Source organism: Vibrio breoganii, assembly GCF_001677275.1.
Lineage (GTDB): Bacteria > Pseudomonadota > Gammaproteobacteria > Enterobacterales > Vibrionaceae > Vibrio > Vibrio breoganii.
Genome location: NZ_CP016177.1, coordinates 843,489 through 861,291 on the forward strand (window position 1 = coordinate 843,489; position 17,803 = coordinate 861,291).

The window sequence follows — 17,803 nt, forward strand, 5'->3', positions numbered from 1 at the left end:
TATTTTCTGTATTGGTGATTAGTTTGCTGGCAACACAACTGCCGAGGCTTCGTCGCTAGAGCTGCTATCTAGCTTCTTAGAGAGATACTCATAAGCATGGACTAGGTAGAGCTTATTGGTTTCTCGCTGACACCAACTTCTGGAAAGGCCTCTTCGATTGAATTCGCTACCGATCGCCGCTTGGGTTTGATTAGTGCGACGGCCGTAGTACAAGGTATCGCAAAGCTGGATATTGGACATGTACTGAGGGTAGAGGTTGACCGCAGACTTGTTGGCATTGAGGTGCTTAGCTTGATTGTGAGTACACCCAGTTAAAATTAATAAAAACAAAGCGATAAGGCTCTTTTTCATTGTCTATGCGCCATCAGTTAATGCGAGAAGGCGCCATTATAAGCATTAGTTCAGTGTTTGTTTGTCAATTTTGCAACAGGCCGTAACAGCGCTCACGTTAGTCGAACGTTATATGGGCGAATTTACGCCTTCTTGGAAACGAAAATGCCGTTCTCAGCGGATGAGTCTCGCTTGTCGATACGTTTGAGTAGCCCTATAGCAACAAACATCGCAATGAAGAGGGTTGTACCGCCAAACACCACAGCAGACCAACCGCCATGCTGCCAGCAATAGAGTAGCAAGAACCCACCTAGACTGCCGCCAATGTAGTAATGAACAAGGTATAACGCCGTTGCTGTCGCTTTAGCATGTGTCGCTTTTCGGCCTACCCACCCATAGGCAAGGGTATGGGTGAAAAAAGCGCCAAAGCTGATCAGAAGAAGCCCTATCATCATGGCGCCAAGGTGCTCCAATAGGGCAATCCACATTCCAAGCATGCTTAGTAGCGAGCCTAAAAACATGCCGTGAATCGGGGAGAAGTGGCGGGTCCAATGACCTGCACATTTGGAACTAAAGGTACCAGCCAGATAGCAGACGAAAATCAGTGAGGCCAAACCAACAGGAACATTGTGCGGAGCGCCAACTAGGCGAAACCCCATCACAGAATAAAGGTTCACAAACAGCGAGAAATTGATGCCGCCAATGAGCATAGCAACCCATACCCTGTGATTTTTGAAGTGACCGATTATCGCTCTGTGTTGATGATGAAAGCTAGTAGAGGAAGGGGTGAAGCCTTGCTGTTTTGGCAATAGGTAACCAACAAGCAACGCCCCAACTAATGTAAACCCTAGCGCAACTTGAATTGCTGTTGCCACGCTGTAGTGATCAGCAATTAATCCACCGCTGATCCTGCCGGCGATGCCGCCTAGGGAGTTGGCCGCTATGTAGCTACCAATTGCCATAGAAAAGGCTTTGCTATCAAGTTCTTCTGCCATATAGGCCACCGCCACAGCGGCAAAAGCGGCAAGCGCAACGCCAATAATTGCTCGGCAAACCACTAAGAACAGAAACGATTGGCCCAACAGCATAAGCCCTGATATGACAGGAATTGCCAGCAACCCAAACATCATCACCGGCTTTCTTCCTATTGATTCAGAGATCACTGCCATTGGCACCAAGCAAAATGACAGAGCCAGTGTTGTTGAAGCAAACAGCCAATTTACCTGAGTTTCAGACACAGAAAACTGTATTGCAAAGGCGGGCAGCATAGGTTGAAGCAGATACAGATTGGAGAATACAAGAAATGACCCTAGGGCGAGAGAAAGGGTAATGCGTTTATATTCTGGTGAACCAAAGCTGACCATGTTTGCCTCAATGAAGGGTGGTACGAAAAAAGAATGCTCAAAGTGTGATTAGGCTATCACCAAGACATTGATATAAGAAATATATTAAAAATATCAATCCCATATATTTTTGATCTCATGGAATCCAAACAGCTCAAGCATTTTTTGGCGGTCGCAAAGCACGGCAACTTCACGCAAGCGGCCAAAGAAATTCATATCGCGCAGCCTGCACTTAGCATATCAATCAAGAAATTTGAGCAGTCATTGGGCGTGGTGCTGTTTCGCCGAGAGGAGAAAAGGGTCAGCTTGACCAAAGAGGGCGAAGTCCTGTTAGTACATGCTCAGCGAGTTATCCAACAACTGCATGATGCCACTTTGGCAATTGATGAACTTAAAGGATTACAAAAAGGTGAGGTGCGATTGGGTGCCCCGTCCATGATGGGGAGTTACTTCTTTCCGCGCGTAGTGATGGCATTTAAGAGCCAGTATCCCGATTTAAAGCTGACATTGGTTGAAGCTGGCACACGCTCCATTCGCAAAATGCTGCTGGAGGGGGAGTTAGATTTGGGGGTGATCAACTGCGACGATGTGCCCGACGATCTGCATGTTGACCATTTGTTCACAAGTCAGATGGTGGCGGTTGTGGGCTCAGAGCACGAACTCGCGAGTAAGAAAACCATTGGCTTTGAAGAGTTCTTTGAATATGAACTGGTGATGTTCAAACACGGCTACTTCCATCGAGATTTTCTTGATCAGGTCAGTGAAGCAAATGGTTTATCTATGAGGTCCTCCTTTGAAACCAATTTGCTGCCTATGATCCTAAGTATCGTTAAGCAAGAGTTTGCGATCACAGCATTGCTCGATCTGGTCACTGAGTACGAAAATGGCATCGTTGGGATACCGTTTACACCCCCAGTAACTCTAGATCTAGGGCTCGCATGGCGAAAGCAGGGCTACCTGTCGATTGCTGATCGCACCTTTATCGAATTTGTAAAGCGTTATGTGTGATCTTATCTGCGACAGAACTTAGAAAGCAGATGCATTCAGTTTGTGTTTTATCTGTGTTAGTGAGTGATCTGCACCAGCAAGACTGGACACTTCATTAAGCGACATTTTGTTGTTCAAAGTTAACTGGGCTTAGATACCCAAGAGCACTGTGCCTTCTCGTCCGATTATAATCAACCTCTATGTACTCGAAGATCGTTTGCCGCATCTGGTCTCTCGTCATAATCGGCTCATATTGGATCGCTTCTACTTTCATTGAATGGAAGAAGCTCTCAACACAAGCATTGTCCCAACAGTTTCCTTTCCTACTCATACTTTGCTTTAGATTATAGCCCTTTATGATGTTTCGATAATCTTTTGAGCAGTACTGACTACCTCGATCACTATGAACGATAACCTGCTCAGGGAACCCGCGACGGAACAAAGCCATTGATAATGCATCGCAGACGAGCGTAGCTGTCATTCTAGTATCCATGGACCATCCGATTACTTGTCTTGAGTAAAGGTCAATAATTACCGCCAAGTACAGCCAGCCTTCGCTTGTCGCAACATAGGTGATGTCTCCCGCCCACTTTTCATTGGGAGCCGCTGCGTTAAAGTTCTGAGCCAACAAGTTTGGAGCAACAGGCATTTGATGCTTGCTGTCTGTAGTGCACTTAAATTTGCGTGCCGCTTTCGGCGTTAAATCTTGACGCTTCATACTGGCCGCAATGGTTTTAACATTGTGGTTATTACCGCTTTCAGACAGTTCTTTTTGGATTCGCCTTGAGCCATCTCGGCCCTTGCTGTTGTCAAAAGCTTCTTTGACTTTTGTATCAAGCTTTTGACGTATTGCCTCGCGTTGAATGGCCTTATGGCGATGTTTAATCCAGTAATAAAACCCACTTCGGGATACCCCTAACACCTTAGCCATACGCACGATATTGAAGCAAAGCAGGTGTTCGAGCATAAATTCATAGCAATTTACTTTAGATTTTTCGCGAAGTAGGTGGCGGCCTTTTTTACAATTTCTAGCTCTTCTGATTGCTCAGCCAATTGCCTTTTGAGCTTGGCAACCTCTGCGGCTAGCTCTTGCTCTCGCTGACTCGTATTGGTGTCTTTCTTCGAGTTCTTCCGCCACCCATAGATTTGAGATTCATGTAAAGAAAGCTGTCTTGCTGCAGCAGCTACTCCGACTTTCTCTGCTAGCTTCAAAGTTTCTGCTTTAAATTCAGGGGAATGTTTAATTCTAGTTTTCTTAGTTGTCATTGTTCACCTCGTTAGTGATTGTACTCACTTAACTCGGTGTCCAAAACTGCTGGGGCGGATCAACAGCAAGTGAGCGATACTATCGCAAAAATGATCCACAGAGATGCACCACGTTTCTTCTCTGTAGAGCTGTTTGAGAATCAGAAGGGTAAATCTGACACCATTGAGTATGTTGCTAAGGTAACAGAGTACGAGTAGCGCACTACTATTGGTGCGACTCAATCGACAGGGTTGCGCTTAACTCCTAAAATAGTGTGGGAACCTAGAGAGCCTTAGCCTTATCAGCTAAGGCTTTTTAGCACCTATCGATACGCCTAATCAGACTAGTTCTTTCAGGTTTTATTGCTGAATCTGGGTATATGTAAGCAAATGTGTCTCCGATTGCGAAATAACTGTGTTTACCAAGATATAAAGAGATAATGATTTTTTGAGCTTATTCACTTTTTGCAGTAATTTAACTGAATTTTGTGAAGTCATAGTATCTAATACTATATGCCATCTAATTATCACGAAATGCCTGTAAAGTAGGCGAAATTTCTGGAAAAACGTTATCTAAATTTATGAAAAGAAGACTGAACGGACTAACTCTTACTCTTTTAGCATCACTATCATTTTCTGTTTTTGCAGCTCCTATAGCGATACCTAATCCTCCCTCTTTGTCTGCCAAAGGTTACGTACTTCTTGATTATCACTCAGGTGAAGTGATTGCAGAGCACAATCCACACACCCAGCTTAAGCCTGCAAGCTTAACCAAGCTGATGACCAGTTATACTGCCGGCCAAGAACTGAATCGCGGCAATATCGCTAAGACAGATCAGGTGACTATCAGTCGAGAAGCGTGGGCGAGAAATTTCCCTGATTCTTCAAAAATGTTCATTGAGGTGGGCAACACCGTCGAGTTTAGTGATCTGTTGCGCGGATTGATTGTTCAATCCGGCAACGACGCATCGGTAGCGATAGCAGAACACGTGGCGGGCTCTCAAGCGGCATTTGTGGACCTGATGAATAACTGGGCGCGTCGCCTGCAATTGAACGACACGTACTTTGCAAACCCTCACGGTCTTGATGATCCAAACCAAGCGACCACTGCCTACGATATGGCGAAACTGGGCCAAGCATTGATTCGTGATGTTCCAACCCTGTTTCCCCTGTATAGCGAAACGTCTTTTACCTACAACGGCATAACTCAGCATAACCGAAACGCACTGCTTCGCGATCGCAGCATGAACGTTGATGGCATGAAAACAGGTTACACACAAGGCGCCGGTTACAGTCTGGTAAGTACCGCAACCCAAGGAGACATGCGCTTGATCTCTGTGGTGATGGGAACGTCTAGCCCGAATGTTCGTACAACAGAGAGCAAGAGCCTACTTAACTATGGCTTTAGATTCTTTGAAACCATTCAACCTCATGAGGTGGGTGCAGAGGTGACGGAAACCCGCATCTGGATGGGTGAAGAGAATCAAGTGAGTCTTGGTATCGCTGAAGACGTATACATGTCGGTTCGTCGTGGCTCAGGCAATAATATTCGCGCAGAAGTTGACTTACCTTCAACCTTGAAAGCGCCGATCGCACAAGGCGAAACACTGGGTAGTGTCAATTATATTGATGAAAATAATCAGGTGTTGAAGACGGTTCCACTGGTTGCCTTAAATGATGTAGAGCAAGGGGGCTTCTTTAAGAGGATATTTGACTACATTCGCTTGATGTTTATCTAAGCCAGTAAAAGTTAGAGATAGATCAAAGGATCTAACTGTGCTTTATTGCAAAATACAATCATTATCATTTACAGGTATTGATTATGCAAAAGGTGGTTATTTTTGGGGCTGCAAGTGGCTTAGGGGCTGCGACTGCAGCCTATTTTTCTGTGCAAGGCTATGATGTTGTTGGGGTAGCAAGAGATCCTAGTAAGAATCTAATGCTAAACCAAGATTCATCTCTGCGATGTGATGCCACAGTGCAATCAGAGGTTGAATCGGTGGTTGATTGTATTGCTGAGGACACTTGGGTTATTTCAAGCATGGGCAGTTTTCAGTCAGATAATCCAGTGGATTATATTGGACATCGATATTTGATTGATTCCCTGCAGCGCAAGGGCGTCAAACGATTACTGCTAGTTACATCACTAGGCTGCGGGGACAGTTGGCCTTATCTCTCTGACAATGCAAAGAGAGCCTTTGGGGCTTCTGTTCGAGAAAAGTCACTAGCCGAGTCTTGGCTACAAACCAGTTCACTGGCCTACACAATTCTGCGACCAGGCGGACTAAAGAATGGCGAATCAACAGGAACCGGAGTTCTATCACAACATGAAGAGGTACACGGCTCTATCACACGCGGTGAAGTCGCAAGGCTGATTGAGCAGTTGCTAAAGACTGAATCTAGCGTAGGTAGCGTGTATCAATGCGTAGATAAGGTAACGGTTTAGTTTCACATTTTTAAAGGCCTGAACTCTGTTCAGGCCTCTCTCTATCACTGCATCTTATTAACAAAAAATCAATTTTATCAACTGGTTAGCTTCTTCTCTGGCAAGTACTTATCCAATAAAAGTAGAGCTATAAAGATGTAAGCCATCGATCCCGCTATTTGAATCAACCTTAACATGACTTTTGTTTCTGCATCTAGCATTAGTGGACCAGGGTGAGAGCACGAGTGATTATTTATTGCTCATCACTTACCATTGACGCTAGTATTTGCTCTAAATAGCTGATTTCCATCGCAGCCATCTTAGTTTTTCGGCGTATACTCGCTTTTCTAGTTGTGTCACTTCTGAGCATATTCACTGCCATGTGTCGCACGACAGCTAAAACCTGCGCAGCATTCTCTCGGTATATCTGACAAGCATCTTCATTAAATGCAGTATCTAGAACCCAGTGGAGGCTATTCTCGATACCCCAATGCTCTTTAACACCTGTTGCAAATGTTTCTTCATTCAGTTCCTTTGAACTAATGTAGTATCGGTATTCGAGTGAGCATTTTTTGCCTGTTTTGTCATAGCGAAAGCTTATCGCCTGCCCAATGCTTTCAATGCCACTCCAATCATTAAACGGTTCTGTTTTTGGGGCTGGTATCACTCGATATTCACGGATTTCGAGTCGCCCATGTTGTTGTTCCAACGGTGACTCTTTGAGATCATCTTCCAAAGCTGAAAACTCAGATTTGATGGCATGGAATAGTTTTTTCTGATTACCTTTGACTGCCAGAAGATAGTCACCTCCATTGTTTACTATCGTCTCCGCAACTTCTTTTTGGCAGCCCATAGCATCGATAGTAATTAGGCATCCTTTTAGATCCAACACCCGTAAAAGTTCAGGAATGGCCGTGATTTCATTGGATTTTTTCTCAGCTTTAACTTGGCCTAGGACCAACTTGTTTTGAGCACAAAAAGCACTGACCATGTGTATCGTTGAGGTTCTTGAGTTGCGGTCATATGAACTTCGAAGAGCCTTGCCATCAATGGCAATAAAACGCTCTTCCGTTACTTCACATAAGCTGTTGACCCAACGAGTAAAGCACAGTTGAAACTGCTCTGCATCCAAACGAGAAATGACTCGAGCTATCGTGTCATGAACAGGTAGACCTTGTTCAAAAAGCCCTTTTTCTTGCAACCATCCAAGATGAGCACGTCCAAAATCTTCAATATCTTCCCAGCCTTCAGCCCCAGTAATAACGGCGCAGACAGTCAGAAATAATACATCAAAGAGTGGATAACTGACTTTTGCAGACTGTCTTGGATCAACTAACGAACTAAAGTGCTTGGTAAAGATATCGGACATATTGCTCTCCTAAAAGAGAGTATGAGATCACACCTAGAGTTGATCTTCAAATCGATCGTTTTAAGTGTTCAAAATATGTTCGCGATCTTGCCCTGACATTGATACTAACCGGAGCACCTGCACCTACTAAAATTCCAATTTTTTTTCGGCTGTGGGTAATAAGATGACGGAAGTCATACATGTATTGATCAGGGTTATGAACAGTTTCTAGCATATATCTATCAGCGAACTTAATTAAAATTTATGTAAAGAGTGCCATACTTCACTGAAGTCAAAATTGATCAATCTCGATAACTTAATATTTTTACGGAAAAAAACTATCATTTATAATGACTTAACTATCAGTAATGGATCTTCTTGCTCGATTGCGTCTTTTAAAGCCCTAACAACCTGCCAGTGCTCCGTTAGTTTAGATATGGCAAACAGCTATAGGGATCGATTAATAAATTTTTACCCCGACTCATTTCGGGGCACAATCATGCTGGTAACAATTATGTTGGTATAGCTATCGGCAATACTTGTTAAAGTTTGCCAAGCATCCCTAAGTCCAACTCAATCGCTATTAGAGCTTTGTAAAGCTGATTCACACACATGGATTTTCCATATCTCCCATAGGTTATTCCTTTTTTGGTATGCCCAACTAATTCTGCTACTACATTTTCAGGTATACCTTTTTGCTGTAACTCGTCAATGAATGTATGCCGAAAGCTATGAAGAGTTGGACGATTCTTACCTATAAATCCAGATTCAGTTAGCGCGCGCTCAAATCGTCTAGCAAATTGTTTACCCCAGTCCTTATCAACACCAATTGGTTTTAGATCAAATAACTGCTCAGACCCTGTCTTTTTTCGAGCAAGACAATATCTAATGAAACCACGCTCAATAAGGTAGGGGTGCACAGGTATAAGACGCAATGATGATGGTGTTTTTAGAGACATATCATCTCCATCATCATTGATCGATAACACCCATAGACCGCCTTTCTCATAAACGTCATTAGTACGCAACTGACAGATTTCGCCTATCCTAGCCCCTGTATGTAAAAGCACTAAAGGAATCCAGAAGTCCTCAGTTATGGTTTGCATGGATTGATTAGCAAAGTCTTTATCGTAGGGGTGAGTGAATTTTTTGTGTCTAAACAATTTCAGTAGCTGTTCACGACTCCAACGGGGACGATCTTGGTGTGGAGCCTGTTTTCTAACTGCTAGCTTAATTCTCTCAAAAGGACTCACTTTACACTCGCCTCTGAGACACAACCAATGATAAAACTGTTTCACTGCCGCCAGATACTCAACATTAGTCTTACGACTTCGACCTTCATTTAACAGGTTGTCTCGGTACTCCATTGCATCTCTTGGGGTTGCCTTCAGGGCTGACATACCGAGTTGAGACAAATAGTGACTCACTCGTGACTCTAACTGCTGAATACTGCGATTTTTAATTCCCTCCGACCGTTTTGTATGAACAAAGGCATTCAAAAGGTCTTTATTCGTAGTTTTAAAATCGGGGTTATGCTTTGCTTTAGTTACTTTGGGCTTGCGTGCGCGCGTGACACGACCAGAAGCTGCGGATGTGAAGTTTTGCTTTCTGATAGTCTCTACAATCGCGCTCAAACGTTCTTTAAATATTTCTGGTGTATCAGATTTGGAAATGGTCTTAATAGCTCTTCTAGCTTCAAGAGAGACTATCAGGTTGCGGTCAATAGCTTGATATCGATTAGTCGTTCCCAAGGAGAAGCGTATTTCCTTTGGAAAGCCATTTTTTTGGAGTGATAGAGGGATGTAGATACGAGTGTAGTAGGTAGAGTTTCTATTTCTGGTTAGATACATGTCGTGACACCTATTCGTGACACCTGCAAGTTCTTAAACGCCAGATATGAAAAAACCCGCTGAAAATCAACGGGTTATCTCAATGAAAGTGGCGGAGAGATAGGGATTTGAACCCTAGAACCGCTATTAACGGTTGCCGGTTTTCAAGACCGGTGCTTTCGACCACTCAGCCATCTCTCCGTTGCGGGAAGAATAATATAGAGATTAAAAACCTTTGTAAATACTAAATTTAGTAGAAAAGGTCTGAGTGATTGTATTTTGAACAATAAGTTGGGGTGAGCTAAGTCGCTTAGTTATCTGGGGCTGAAATGTGTTCAAAAAAGTAAGGGAGCCATCGGCTCCCTTCGGTGTTTCGTGGTCGGACTGACAGGATTTGAACCTGCGACCCTCCGCCCCCCAGGCGGATGCGCTACCAAGCTGCGCTACAGTCCGAGTTATTGCTGTTCGTAGAAACGCTTAGTTTCTGACAATCCTTGCATAATAACGGACAGTTTCGGTTTTGCATCGCGCTGTCTACGGTAATTGTGGTCAAACACTTTGTAGTTGCCGTAGCGGTCTAAGACGGTGATTTCATTAGGAGAAATCAATGCAAATTCGCGGGCATCGCCAGCCATCGTCCAGCGACGATTCTTGCTATTAAATAGGTTTTGACCGCTACTGAAATCCGCAGGGTTCGAAGTCACACCAAGCAGGTCTTGCATCAGGGTCACTGACAAATCAAAGTGACTGGATACGTGGGTCCATTCCTTTGCTGACTTGTTAGGCCAATGCACGACCATAGGCACCTGCAATTGGTACTTGCTGTAGTTACTGTTCGAACCCCAACTGTTGGTGTTGGTTTCGTTAAATTCCCAGCCATGGTCTGAGGTAATCACGACAATGGTATTATCCAGCAACTCTTTGTCTTGCAGGGTAGCAAGTACTTGTTCGATTGTAGCGTCAATTTTGCTAGCAGTAGTGCTGTAAGCCTGACGAAGGACTGCTCCTGCATCTTTTCCTGAAGTGTCACTTACATGGTCTTCAAACTGTTGCATCTGCGTGAGATGAAGCAGGCTAAACCAGTTTTTGTTACCTTCGTTATCAAGCCACTGTTGCCAGTTACTTACGGCCGCTGTATCAGACTTACTGATCTGTTCGGTAAGGCTATCGTCTAAGCCGCTTAAGATGACATCATCATAAATGTTTGATGAGAAGTCATTACCACTAAAGAAGCCCATATCGTAGTTGCGATATTGAAGCTGCTCTACAAATAAAGGCTGAGTCTCGTGATAGCGAACATTGGCAGAGTACGTCGCTGGGATGCCATAAAACAGTCCAAAAGATGCTGAATTATCGTTGCCGGAGCTGTAGTGATGGGTGAAATTCTGGTTTTGTGTCGCAAATTCGCTAAGAGCAGGCATGGTTTCTGGAGTCATGCTGTCTGCACGTAGATCTTCAACCACAATCATCATTAGGTTGTAGTTCTTACTCTTACTCTTATTTACCTTCAATGTTTCTAGAGGATAAGTGAGTACTTCTGTATTCGCTTCACCGCGTTCAACACGCTCTTGATATTCTTCTCGGTCGAACCAACCCTGACGCTCTAAAAAGGTCTTAGCGGTCATTGGATATGACAACGGAAAGTTAGCACGTTGATTTGTAATTGGGTTGTAGAAGGTAGCATCAGCCCAGATATAAATCAGATGACTGAAAATAAAGCTAACAAAGAAGACCACAGCAATAGGGCGACCAATGCGCTTGTGCGACAGTTTTCTTTGTTTGCGCCAAACCCACTCAGCAAGAGCGAGTTGCACAAAGAATATGATGGGTACAAGAACGAACAGCGTTTGCCATTTTGCATTGATGGCATTCTTATCGTCGCTTAACAACAGTTCCCAAACGATAGGGTTAAGGTGCAGATTAAGCTCTTGATACGCTTGTGTATCAAGTAGCAAAACAGTCAGCCCAACCGTACTCGCGAGCACACCGACTATCCTGAACAGCTTAAAGTTTGGGACAATGAAGGTTATGGGGAATAGGCAGAGTACATAGAGCCCAAATACCAAGAAACCAAAATGGCCTACCCAAGATGAGAATAGGTACAGTTGCCCTAAAAGGGTATCTGGCCAAGGGGATTCGGCTATGTATCGCGTACCAATGAGCATTGCAACGATGACATTGAAAAAGCTAAACCAATGTCCCCAACTGACCAGTCTTGATACTCGTTCTGCGTAAGAATTACCGCTATCTACCATGAATGTTCGTTCTTGTTATTAGTTGTTAGTCTTCAACAGATGCAATGAGTGCATCTGAAAAAGTTTTGGCGATGGCCTTCCTTTGTCCTTTAGCCACGTTCTGGTTAAGAACGTTTGTCGCGATATTGCCAACCAACATCAAGCTCAGTTCTGGAGTCGATTGGTGCTTCTCAAGGACTGCTGCAATTTCAGCTAACATGGTTTCGACTTTTTCGTCACTGTATTTCGATGTAATAGGCATAGTTACTCTGCTAATGATAGTGTAAACGGCTTATGATAACCTACTCTGAATAACAACTGAAATCACAAGAGATAGAAATCTCCTATGAGTTTACAATTATCTAATGTCATTTTGCATCAATTAGTTAAAGATTCTGAGCAACAGCTAACGGTTAACTACCGTGAATCGGCCCTAGCTAATGACGCATCTACTGAAAGTTTAGTCGCCGAATTGCATCGAGTGTTCAATGCAAAGGCAGGAAAAGGCTTTGGAACCTTCTCAGATGAGAGCGAGTTCAAAGTTTGGTTAGATAATACGTTATCTGACGATCTCGACTTTTACACTTTCTCACAAAATAGTGCCAAGCGACTGATCTCTGAGATCAGCAAGTATTCTTTCGCGGAAGAAGGGTTTTTAGTGTTAGCTCACTATCAATCTTTAGCCACGGACTACCTGTTTATTGCGCTTATCCCTTCGAATGAAAGCCTGAAGGTCACTGAAGGGCTGGATATTAGTGCTACGGATTACCTGGATATCTCGAAGATGGATATCGCGGCGCGTATCGACTTGTCTACGTATCAAACGGATAGCGACTCGAACCGCTCGCTTACTTTTATCAAGGGACGAGTAGGGCGCAAGGTATCGGATTTCTTCTTGGATTTCCTGCAAGCTGAAACGGGTTTGGACACGAAACAGCAAAACTTAGTGTTGATGCAAGCGGTGGACGACTTTGTAGCGGATGCTAAGTTAGAGAAAGACGATGCTAACTCATACCGTAAGCAAGTTGCAGATTATTGCAATGAGCAGATCAAAGCCGGTGATGAGGTAGAGGTTCGTGAACTGTCGCAAGAGCTACCAAAAAGCGATGACGGCACCAGCTTTGCTGATTTTACCGAAGAGCAAGGTTATGAGCTAGAAGAGAGCTTTCCTGGTGATAGAGCCGCTGTGCGCAAGCTAACTAAGTTTGTTGGCGCAGGTGGTGGTCTGAATATCAGCTTTGACTCCATGCTAATGGGTGAGCGCGTTTTTTATGATCCAGAGACAGATACCTTGACGATCAAAGGGACGCCACCGAATCTACGTGACCAGCTAACAAGAAAGGGTTAACCCTTAAAAACAAGCAGTTAAGACAACGCAACCCTCGAGGTTGCGTTTTTTTTGCACTTTATGAATAAAAATTCTTGTCATTCGCCTCAACTTTTTTAAATATGAAGGACAACAATAAAATTTGATTAGCACTGGTGATAATTTTCAGTGCATTCCCAAAATTACATGGAGTATAGAGATGATGCGAGTAGGTTTAGTTGGCTGGCGCGGTATGGTTGGCTCAGTTTTAATGCAACGAATGGTAGAAGAGCGCGATTTTGATCTGATTGAGCCAGTTTTCTACAGCACCTCTCAGGTGGGTATTCCAGCTCCTGTTTATGCAGGTAAAGATGCCGGTATGCTGCAGGACGCTTTTGATATCGAAAGCCTTAAGCAGTTGGATGCCATTGTTACCTGTCAAGGTGGCAGCTACACAGAGAAAGTTTACCCAGCGCTAAAGCAAGCGGGTTGGAAAGGCTACTGGATTGATGCGGCTTCTACACTGCGCATGGATAAAGACTCCATCATTACTTTAGACCCTGTGAATCTAGAGCAAATCCAACAAGGCATTCACTCAGGTACTTCTACCTTTGTTGGTGGTAACTGCACAGTAAGCTTGATGCTGATGGCGCTTGGCGGTCTGTATGAGAAAGGTCTTGTTGAATGGATGAGCGCAATGACGTATCAAGCGGCTTCTGGCGCTGGTGCGAAAAACATGCGTGAACTGATTTCTCAAATGGGCGTAGTGCAGCAATCTGTTGCAACGGAACTTGCCGATCCAGCAACCTCTATTCTAGATATCGATCGTAAGGTTGCTGAGACTATCCGTTCTGACGCTTTCCCTACAGAGCAGTTTGGTGCCCCGCTAGCGGGCTCTCTGATCCCTTGGATTGACGTTAAACGCGAAAACGGCCAAAGCAAGGAAGAGTGGAAAGCTGGCGTTGAAGCAAACAAGATTCTTGGACTAGATGGCAACCCGATTGCGATTGATGGTACTTGTGTTCGCATCGGCGCAATGCGCTGTCACGCACAAGCGCTGACTATCAAGCTTAAGCAAAACGTACCTATGGATGAAATCGAAGAGATCATTGGTACGCACAACGACTGGGTTAAGGTGATTCCTAACGAGCGTGACATCACAGCTCAAGAGCTTACTCCAGCTAAAGTGACAGGTACTATGTCTGTTCCTGTTGGTCGTCTGCGTAAGATGGCGATGGGCGATGACTTCTTGAATGCCTTTACTGTTGGTGACCAGCTATTGTGGGGTGCGGCAGAGCCACTACGTCGTACACTGCGTATCATTCTGGCTGAGAAAGCTTAATAGCGATATTGTATTGGTTGAATTGAAGGCGCCCTACGGGGCGCTTTTTTTATTTCAGCTGAAAGCTGTCAGCTATCAGAAGTAAACAGCTTCATTCCAGCCATGAGGTGGAGTATTGGGTGGTGCAGGTCTATGCGTGTGCGCTCTAAGTTACTGGCCTTCGCCAGTATGACGTTGTTTCTATGGTGTTTTCACTCTTAGATGTCATCATTTGTCATATAAAAGAAGTAGTCCCAAATAAAGTAAATTATCTGGGACTAAGCTAGGGTGAGAAGAAGAGACTAACGCGTCAAAGGCTTCGAGCTTCCGGGGATGCCAAAGTCTCTTCTCGCTCTAGCGATTCTGAGCTTCTATAACAGGTAATCGCACAAGATCTTTAACCGATATGAAAAAGCCATGAATCGCTCTTACCTTTCAATGTAAGGATAGTAGATTTATGAAAACTCTCTCTATTTCGCAGTTAAAAAACTGTACCGCTATTGGCATTGATGTCTCTAAAAAGACGCTAGATTTTGCAGGATTAACGGCAGGAAAAACCATTCTGTATCAACTCAACAACACCGTAGAGTCGATAGAAAAGTTGGCTGAAAAGCTCGTAGAATCGCAGTACAAAGGTAAAATAATCTGTGAATCAACCGGTCATTATCACCTCAAGTTAGTCTCCGTATTTTCAAAGCATAACCTTAATCTCTACGTCATTAATCCATTGCAATCGAGCAAGCATAGCAAAGCTAACATTCGCAAGACTAAAACAGATCCCGTCGATGCTGAGACACTAGCCACAATGTGTCTTACTGAGAGAAACCTGCCTAAACCGACTAAACTAAGTGACCGTAATCTATTGATTACATTGAAAGTAGGCCAAATAAAGGCAATAGAGAAGCTAATACAGAAAATGGGGAGTAGCCTTCGTTTGTTCGAGGAAACTTATCAAGGTTTAGGGTTTGAGTTAGATGAAGTTCAACAAGAGCTCGCTACGAAACTGGCGGAATTAAAGTCGCTTCACAAGCGTATGCTTCGAGAGCTTGAGGCCTTGATTGTTGAAACTAACGAAAGCGCAAGAGACACCGATATCTTAGCCAGTATTCCAGGGATCTCTTCGACCACTGCTGCTCTTTTAAGCCAACTGGATAGAAGGGTTAAGAGTTGTCATTCATGGGTGGCGTTTGTTGGGTTGGACACCAGCATTCGACAAAGCGGAACGTGGAGAGGGAAAGGAAAACTGAGTAAGCGAGGAAACACTTATTTGAGGAAAAGAATCTTCTGCTCAGCTTGGGGAGCGACAATGCATGATGAACATTTTAAAGCTTACTACGACAAACTGAGGGCAGAAGGAAGGAGCTATAAAGAAGCCTTGTGTATCTTAGCTAAGAAACAAATTAGGATCGCTTATCACTTGTTGAGCAGTGGTGAAAAATACGATCCTATTAAGGCTTTTGGGGCCTAATAATTTGACAAAGTCGTTTAACAGGCATTCCCGAGCGCTTCTATTGGGAATCTACCTATTCGTGATTCTATTGAAAAGGTCCCCGATAAAAGACGTCGGGGACGACATAAGTTTAGCTATTGTGGTGATCATGATGACCACGTCATTCCAGCCTTGAGCTGGAATCTTAGAGGGTGCGGGACTTGGTATTAGTCAATCAACAGCTATCACTGCACTTCTCTCAATCGTAATCACCAGTCTTACCAGTGATCTTCACCACCCGCTCTTCATGCTCGGGTAGTTCACTGCCACAGTGCTTGCAATGAAAGGCATCAGGTTCGTGGTCGTTTTTCATACAATTTGGGCACATCACAAGATCTCTATGGTCTCGATAGACTTTTTTCTGCTGTTTCACCTCTTGGCTCATTTCTGCGGTAATAATGCCGGTGGGTACCGCCAGAATTGAGTAACCGAGTAGCATGGTCAGCGATGCTATTGCTCTGCCTAATGTGGTGACTGGGGAGATGTCGCCGTAACCAACAGTGGTGATGGTTACGATAGCCCAATAAATACTGGTCGGAATACTGGTAAAGCCGTTCTCTGGGCCTTCGATGATGTAGAGCAACGCACCAAAGATAGTGACCAAAATGGCCACCATGCTAAAGAAGATAAAAATCTTACGTCTAGAGTTCCAAAGGGAGCGCATGATGATATTGGAATCTTGAATGTATTGAACCAATTTCAAGATTCTGAAGATGCGCATTACCCTCAGCAGCCTTACAACCCCTAGGAAATGCGCGTTTGGCACTAGCAGTGCTATATAGAAGGGTAAGATGGCCATAAGGTCTACGAAGCCGTAGAAGCTCTTAGCGTAAGCCCAAGGCTTAGGTGAGCAATACAGGCGCAATAGGTACTCTACGGTGAAGAGGGCAGTGAATAGGATTTCAAGATAATTAAGCTGCGTTCCCCACCTTTGACTTACCGATTCTACAGAGCCCATGATCAACACCAGCAAAGAGCCGATGATGGAAGCAATCAAACAGATATCGAACCAGCGACCTAGGGGCGTATCGGTACGAAAAATGATCACATAAAGTCTGTATCTAAAAGTATGTTCTGGATGCGGCATATCAAATTAACTTAAATCAGTAATAACAATAGGATAGCACGTAGATTTAAGGCAGCTCGAAAAAGAAACCTGGAGTACATATTTGTTTAACTAGAACGAAAAAAGCACCTAAAAGGTGCTTTTTTGTACGAATACGTATGTATTTCCAGAAAGTGCTTAGCTCATCAAGCCAGGGAATAGCGCTCCAATTCCGTTGGCAATGAACTCTATGCCCAGCGCACCCAAAATTAAACCCATGATACGTGTGATGACGTTGATTCCTGTTTGCCCTAAAAAACGTACGATGAAAGGGGCAGAGCGGAACAACACCCAACAGCAAAAAGAGAACACAATAACGGTAATGGTGACCGCTACATAATCTATTGGACCTGTGTGATTTGATCCAAATACGATGGTCGAACTGATCGCACCTGGTCCGGCCATTAGCGGCATTGCTAGTGGAACTACGCCCACTTGTTCCTTACTAATACTCTCTGCTTTTTCTTGCTTGTTTTGTTTTTGCTCACCCAATTGGCCGTTCATCATGGCAAAGGCGATGCTGACCAAAAGTAAGCCACCTGCAATACGAAATGAGTCTAGAGAGATACTAAACACATCAAGCAACATCTGACCTGCAAACAAAGACACAATCAAAATTACCGCTACAGCAATGTTCGCTGTTGAGGCCGTTTTAATGCGTTCTTCTGGAGATAGATGATTCGTTAATGACACGAAAATCGGCATGATGCCCACAGGGTTAACTATGGCAAATAAGCCAACAAAAAACTGTAGATATACAGCAACGTTTATACCTTGCATTAGCGAGCCTTAATAAGAAAAACAGGGTGTAAGAAAATTCCGCGCTACTTTAATCAAGGAC

At 44.0% G+C, this 17,803-nt stretch carries 16 protein-coding genes and 2 tRNA genes; 7 read left to right on the forward strand and 11 right to left on the reverse strand.

What is annotated here, in order from left to right; all coding sequences use genetic code 11:
- Positions 1–18 precede the first annotated feature (18 nt).
- Both A6E01_RS03975 and A6E01_RS03980 read right to left on the reverse strand, forming a co-directional pair.
- Positions 19–351, reverse strand: coding sequence for a hypothetical protein (locus A6E01_RS03975; protein WP_017028011.1), 333 nt, complete (start codon positions 349–351; stop codon positions 19–21).
- Positions 352–473: 122 nt separating this feature from the next.
- Positions 474–1,694 (reverse strand): MFS transporter, encoded by a 1,221-nt coding sequence (locus A6E01_RS03980; protein WP_065209612.1) that lies wholly within the window; start codon positions 1,692–1,694, stop codon positions 474–476.
- A gap of 117 nt (positions 1,695–1,811) precedes the next feature.
- On the opposite strand from A6E01_RS03980, the gene A6E01_RS03985 reads away from it, so the two are divergent.
- Positions 1,812–2,681 carry a LysR family transcriptional regulator gene (locus A6E01_RS03985; RefSeq protein ID WP_065209613.1) on the forward strand — a complete coding sequence of 290 codons (870 nt, stop codon included), beginning with the start codon at positions 1,812–1,814 and terminating at the stop codon, positions 2,679–2,681.
- Positions 2,682–2,775: 94 nt separating this feature from the next.
- Here the strand turns inward: A6E01_RS03985 and A6E01_RS03990 are convergent.
- Positions 2,776–3,926, reverse strand: a protein-coding gene (locus tag A6E01_RS03990; protein WP_102489714.1) for an IS3 family transposase whose coding sequence is annotated in 2 segments (ribosomal slippage) — positions 2,776–3,683 and positions 3,683–3,926 — 1,152 coding nt in all. Because the reading frame shifts where the segments join, the coding sequence is not laid out codon by codon here.
- Between the two features lie 69 nt (positions 3,927–3,995).
- Between A6E01_RS03990 and A6E01_RS21620 the strand changes: the two genes are divergently transcribed.
- The 3 genes from A6E01_RS21620 (at position 3,996) to A6E01_RS04005 (ending at position 6,351) form a co-directional block, all read left to right on the forward strand.
- Positions 3,996–4,124: a hypothetical protein gene (locus A6E01_RS21620; RefSeq protein ID WP_257744130.1), complete on the forward strand. Its 129-nt coding sequence runs from the start codon at positions 3,996–3,998 to the stop codon at positions 4,122–4,124.
- Between the two features lie 362 nt (positions 4,125–4,486).
- Positions 4,487–5,644, forward strand: coding sequence for a D-alanyl-D-alanine carboxypeptidase family protein (locus A6E01_RS04000; protein ID WP_017028018.1), 1,158 nt, complete (start codon positions 4,487–4,489; stop codon positions 5,642–5,644).
- Positions 5,645–5,727: 83 nt separating this feature from the next.
- The gene (locus A6E01_RS04005; RefSeq protein ID WP_065209615.1) at positions 5,728–6,351 is read left to right on the forward strand and encodes an NAD(P)H-binding protein; all 624 of its coding nucleotides are present in this window, start codon (positions 5,728–5,730) and stop codon (positions 6,349–6,351) included.
- Positions 6,352–6,583: 232 nt separating this feature from the next.
- Here the strand turns inward: A6E01_RS04005 and A6E01_RS04010 are convergent, their stop codons facing one another.
- The 6 genes from A6E01_RS04010 to A6E01_RS04035 all read right to left on the reverse strand — a co-directional run bounded on the left by A6E01_RS04010 (position 6,584) and on the right by A6E01_RS04035 (position 12,003).
- Positions 6,584–7,699 carry an ISAs1 family transposase gene (locus A6E01_RS04010; RefSeq protein ID WP_065209616.1) on the reverse strand — a complete coding sequence of 372 codons (1,116 nt, stop codon included), beginning with the start codon at positions 7,697–7,699 and terminating at the stop codon, positions 6,584–6,586.
- A 521-nt stretch (positions 7,700–8,220) separates the two neighbouring features.
- On the reverse strand, positions 8,221–9,528 hold the full coding sequence (locus A6E01_RS04015; protein WP_065209617.1) for a tyrosine-type recombinase/integrase: 1,308 nt from the start codon (positions 9,526–9,528) through the stop codon (positions 8,221–8,223).
- 89 nt (positions 9,529–9,617) lie between these two features.
- Positions 9,618–9,708: transfer RNA gene (locus A6E01_RS04020), tRNA-Ser, on the reverse strand.
- A 175-nt stretch (positions 9,709–9,883) separates the two neighbouring features.
- Positions 9,884–9,960 (reverse strand) — tRNA-Pro (locus tag A6E01_RS04025).
- A 2-nt stretch (positions 9,961–9,962) separates the two neighbouring features.
- Positions 9,963–11,762, reverse strand: coding sequence for a DUF3413 domain-containing protein (locus tag A6E01_RS04030; RefSeq protein WP_065209618.1), 1,800 nt, complete (start codon positions 11,760–11,762; stop codon positions 9,963–9,965).
- Positions 11,763–11,787: 25 nt separating this feature from the next.
- On the reverse strand, positions 11,788–12,003 hold the full coding sequence (locus A6E01_RS04035) for a YejL family protein (protein WP_017028634.1): 216 nt from the start codon (positions 12,001–12,003) through the stop codon (positions 11,788–11,790).
- A gap of 84 nt (positions 12,004–12,087) precedes the next feature.
- On the opposite strand from A6E01_RS04035, the gene yejK reads away from it, so the two are divergent.
- From yejK to A6E01_RS04050, 3 genes are all read left to right on the forward strand, one after another.
- Positions 12,088–13,089, forward strand: coding sequence for a nucleoid-associated protein YejK (yejK, locus tag A6E01_RS04040; protein WP_017028635.1), 1,002 nt, complete (start codon positions 12,088–12,090; stop codon positions 13,087–13,089).
- A 181-nt stretch (positions 13,090–13,270) separates the two neighbouring features.
- Positions 13,271–14,389 (forward strand): aspartate-semialdehyde dehydrogenase, encoded by a 1,119-nt coding sequence (asd, locus tag A6E01_RS04045; RefSeq protein WP_026026173.1) that lies wholly within the window; start codon positions 13,271–13,273, stop codon positions 14,387–14,389.
- Between the two features lie 436 nt (positions 14,390–14,825).
- A complete protein-coding gene (locus A6E01_RS04050) occupies positions 14,826–15,836 on the forward strand; it encodes an IS110 family RNA-guided transposase (protein WP_065209619.1) in 1,011 nt (336 codons plus the stop codon).
- A gap of 220 nt (positions 15,837–16,056) precedes the next feature.
- On the opposite strand, the gene A6E01_RS04055 is transcribed toward A6E01_RS04050, so the two are convergent.
- Both A6E01_RS04055 and A6E01_RS04060 read right to left on the reverse strand, forming a co-directional pair.
- Positions 16,057–16,905 (reverse strand): ion transporter, encoded by an 849-nt coding sequence (locus A6E01_RS04055; RefSeq protein ID WP_082961337.1) that lies wholly within the window; start codon positions 16,903–16,905, stop codon positions 16,057–16,059.
- Between the two features lie 195 nt (positions 16,906–17,100).
- On the reverse strand, positions 17,101–17,742 hold the full coding sequence (locus tag A6E01_RS04060; protein WP_065209621.1) for a YchE family NAAT transporter: 642 nt from the start codon (positions 17,740–17,742) through the stop codon (positions 17,101–17,103).
- Positions 17,743–17,803 lie beyond the last annotated feature (61 nt).

Coding starts and splice junctions, on each gene's coding strand:
- A6E01_RS04005 (WP_065209615.1), top strand. CDS start 5,728: ATGCAAAAGGTGGTTATTTTTGGGGCTGCAAGTGGCTTAGGGGCTGCG.
- A6E01_RS04010 (WP_065209616.1), bottom strand. CDS start 7,699: ATGTCCGATATCTTTACCAAGCACTTTAGTTCGTTAGTTGATCCAAGA.
- A6E01_RS04060 (WP_065209621.1), bottom strand. CDS start 17,742: ATGCAAGGTATAAACGTTGCTGTATATCTACAGTTTTTTGTTGGCTTA.
- A6E01_RS04000 (WP_017028018.1), top strand. CDS start 4,487: ATGAAAAGAAGACTGAACGGACTAACTCTTACTCTTTTAGCATCACTA.
- A6E01_RS03985 (WP_065209613.1), top strand. CDS start 1,812: ATGGAATCCAAACAGCTCAAGCATTTTTTGGCGGTCGCAAAGCACGGC.
- yejK (WP_017028635.1), top strand. CDS start 12,088: ATGAGTTTACAATTATCTAATGTCATTTTGCATCAATTAGTTAAAGAT.
- A6E01_RS04035 (WP_017028634.1), bottom strand. CDS start 12,003: ATGCCTATTACATCGAAATACAGTGACGAAAAAGTCGAAACCATGTTA.
- A6E01_RS03975 (WP_017028011.1), bottom strand. CDS start 351: ATGAAAAAGAGCCTTATCGCTTTGTTTTTATTAATTTTAACTGGGTGT.
- A6E01_RS04015 (WP_065209617.1), bottom strand. CDS start 9,528: ATGTATCTAACCAGAAATAGAAACTCTACCTACTACACTCGTATCTAC.
- A6E01_RS04050 (WP_065209619.1), top strand. CDS start 14,826: ATGAAAACTCTCTCTATTTCGCAGTTAAAAAACTGTACCGCTATTGGC.
- A6E01_RS04030 (WP_065209618.1), bottom strand. CDS start 11,762: ATGGTAGATAGCGGTAATTCTTACGCAGAACGAGTATCAAGACTGGTC.
- asd (WP_026026173.1), top strand. CDS start 13,271: ATGCGAGTAGGTTTAGTTGGCTGGCGCGGTATGGTTGGCTCAGTTTTA.
- A6E01_RS03980 (WP_065209612.1), bottom strand. CDS start 1,694: ATGGTCAGCTTTGGTTCACCAGAATATAAACGCATTACCCTTTCTCTC.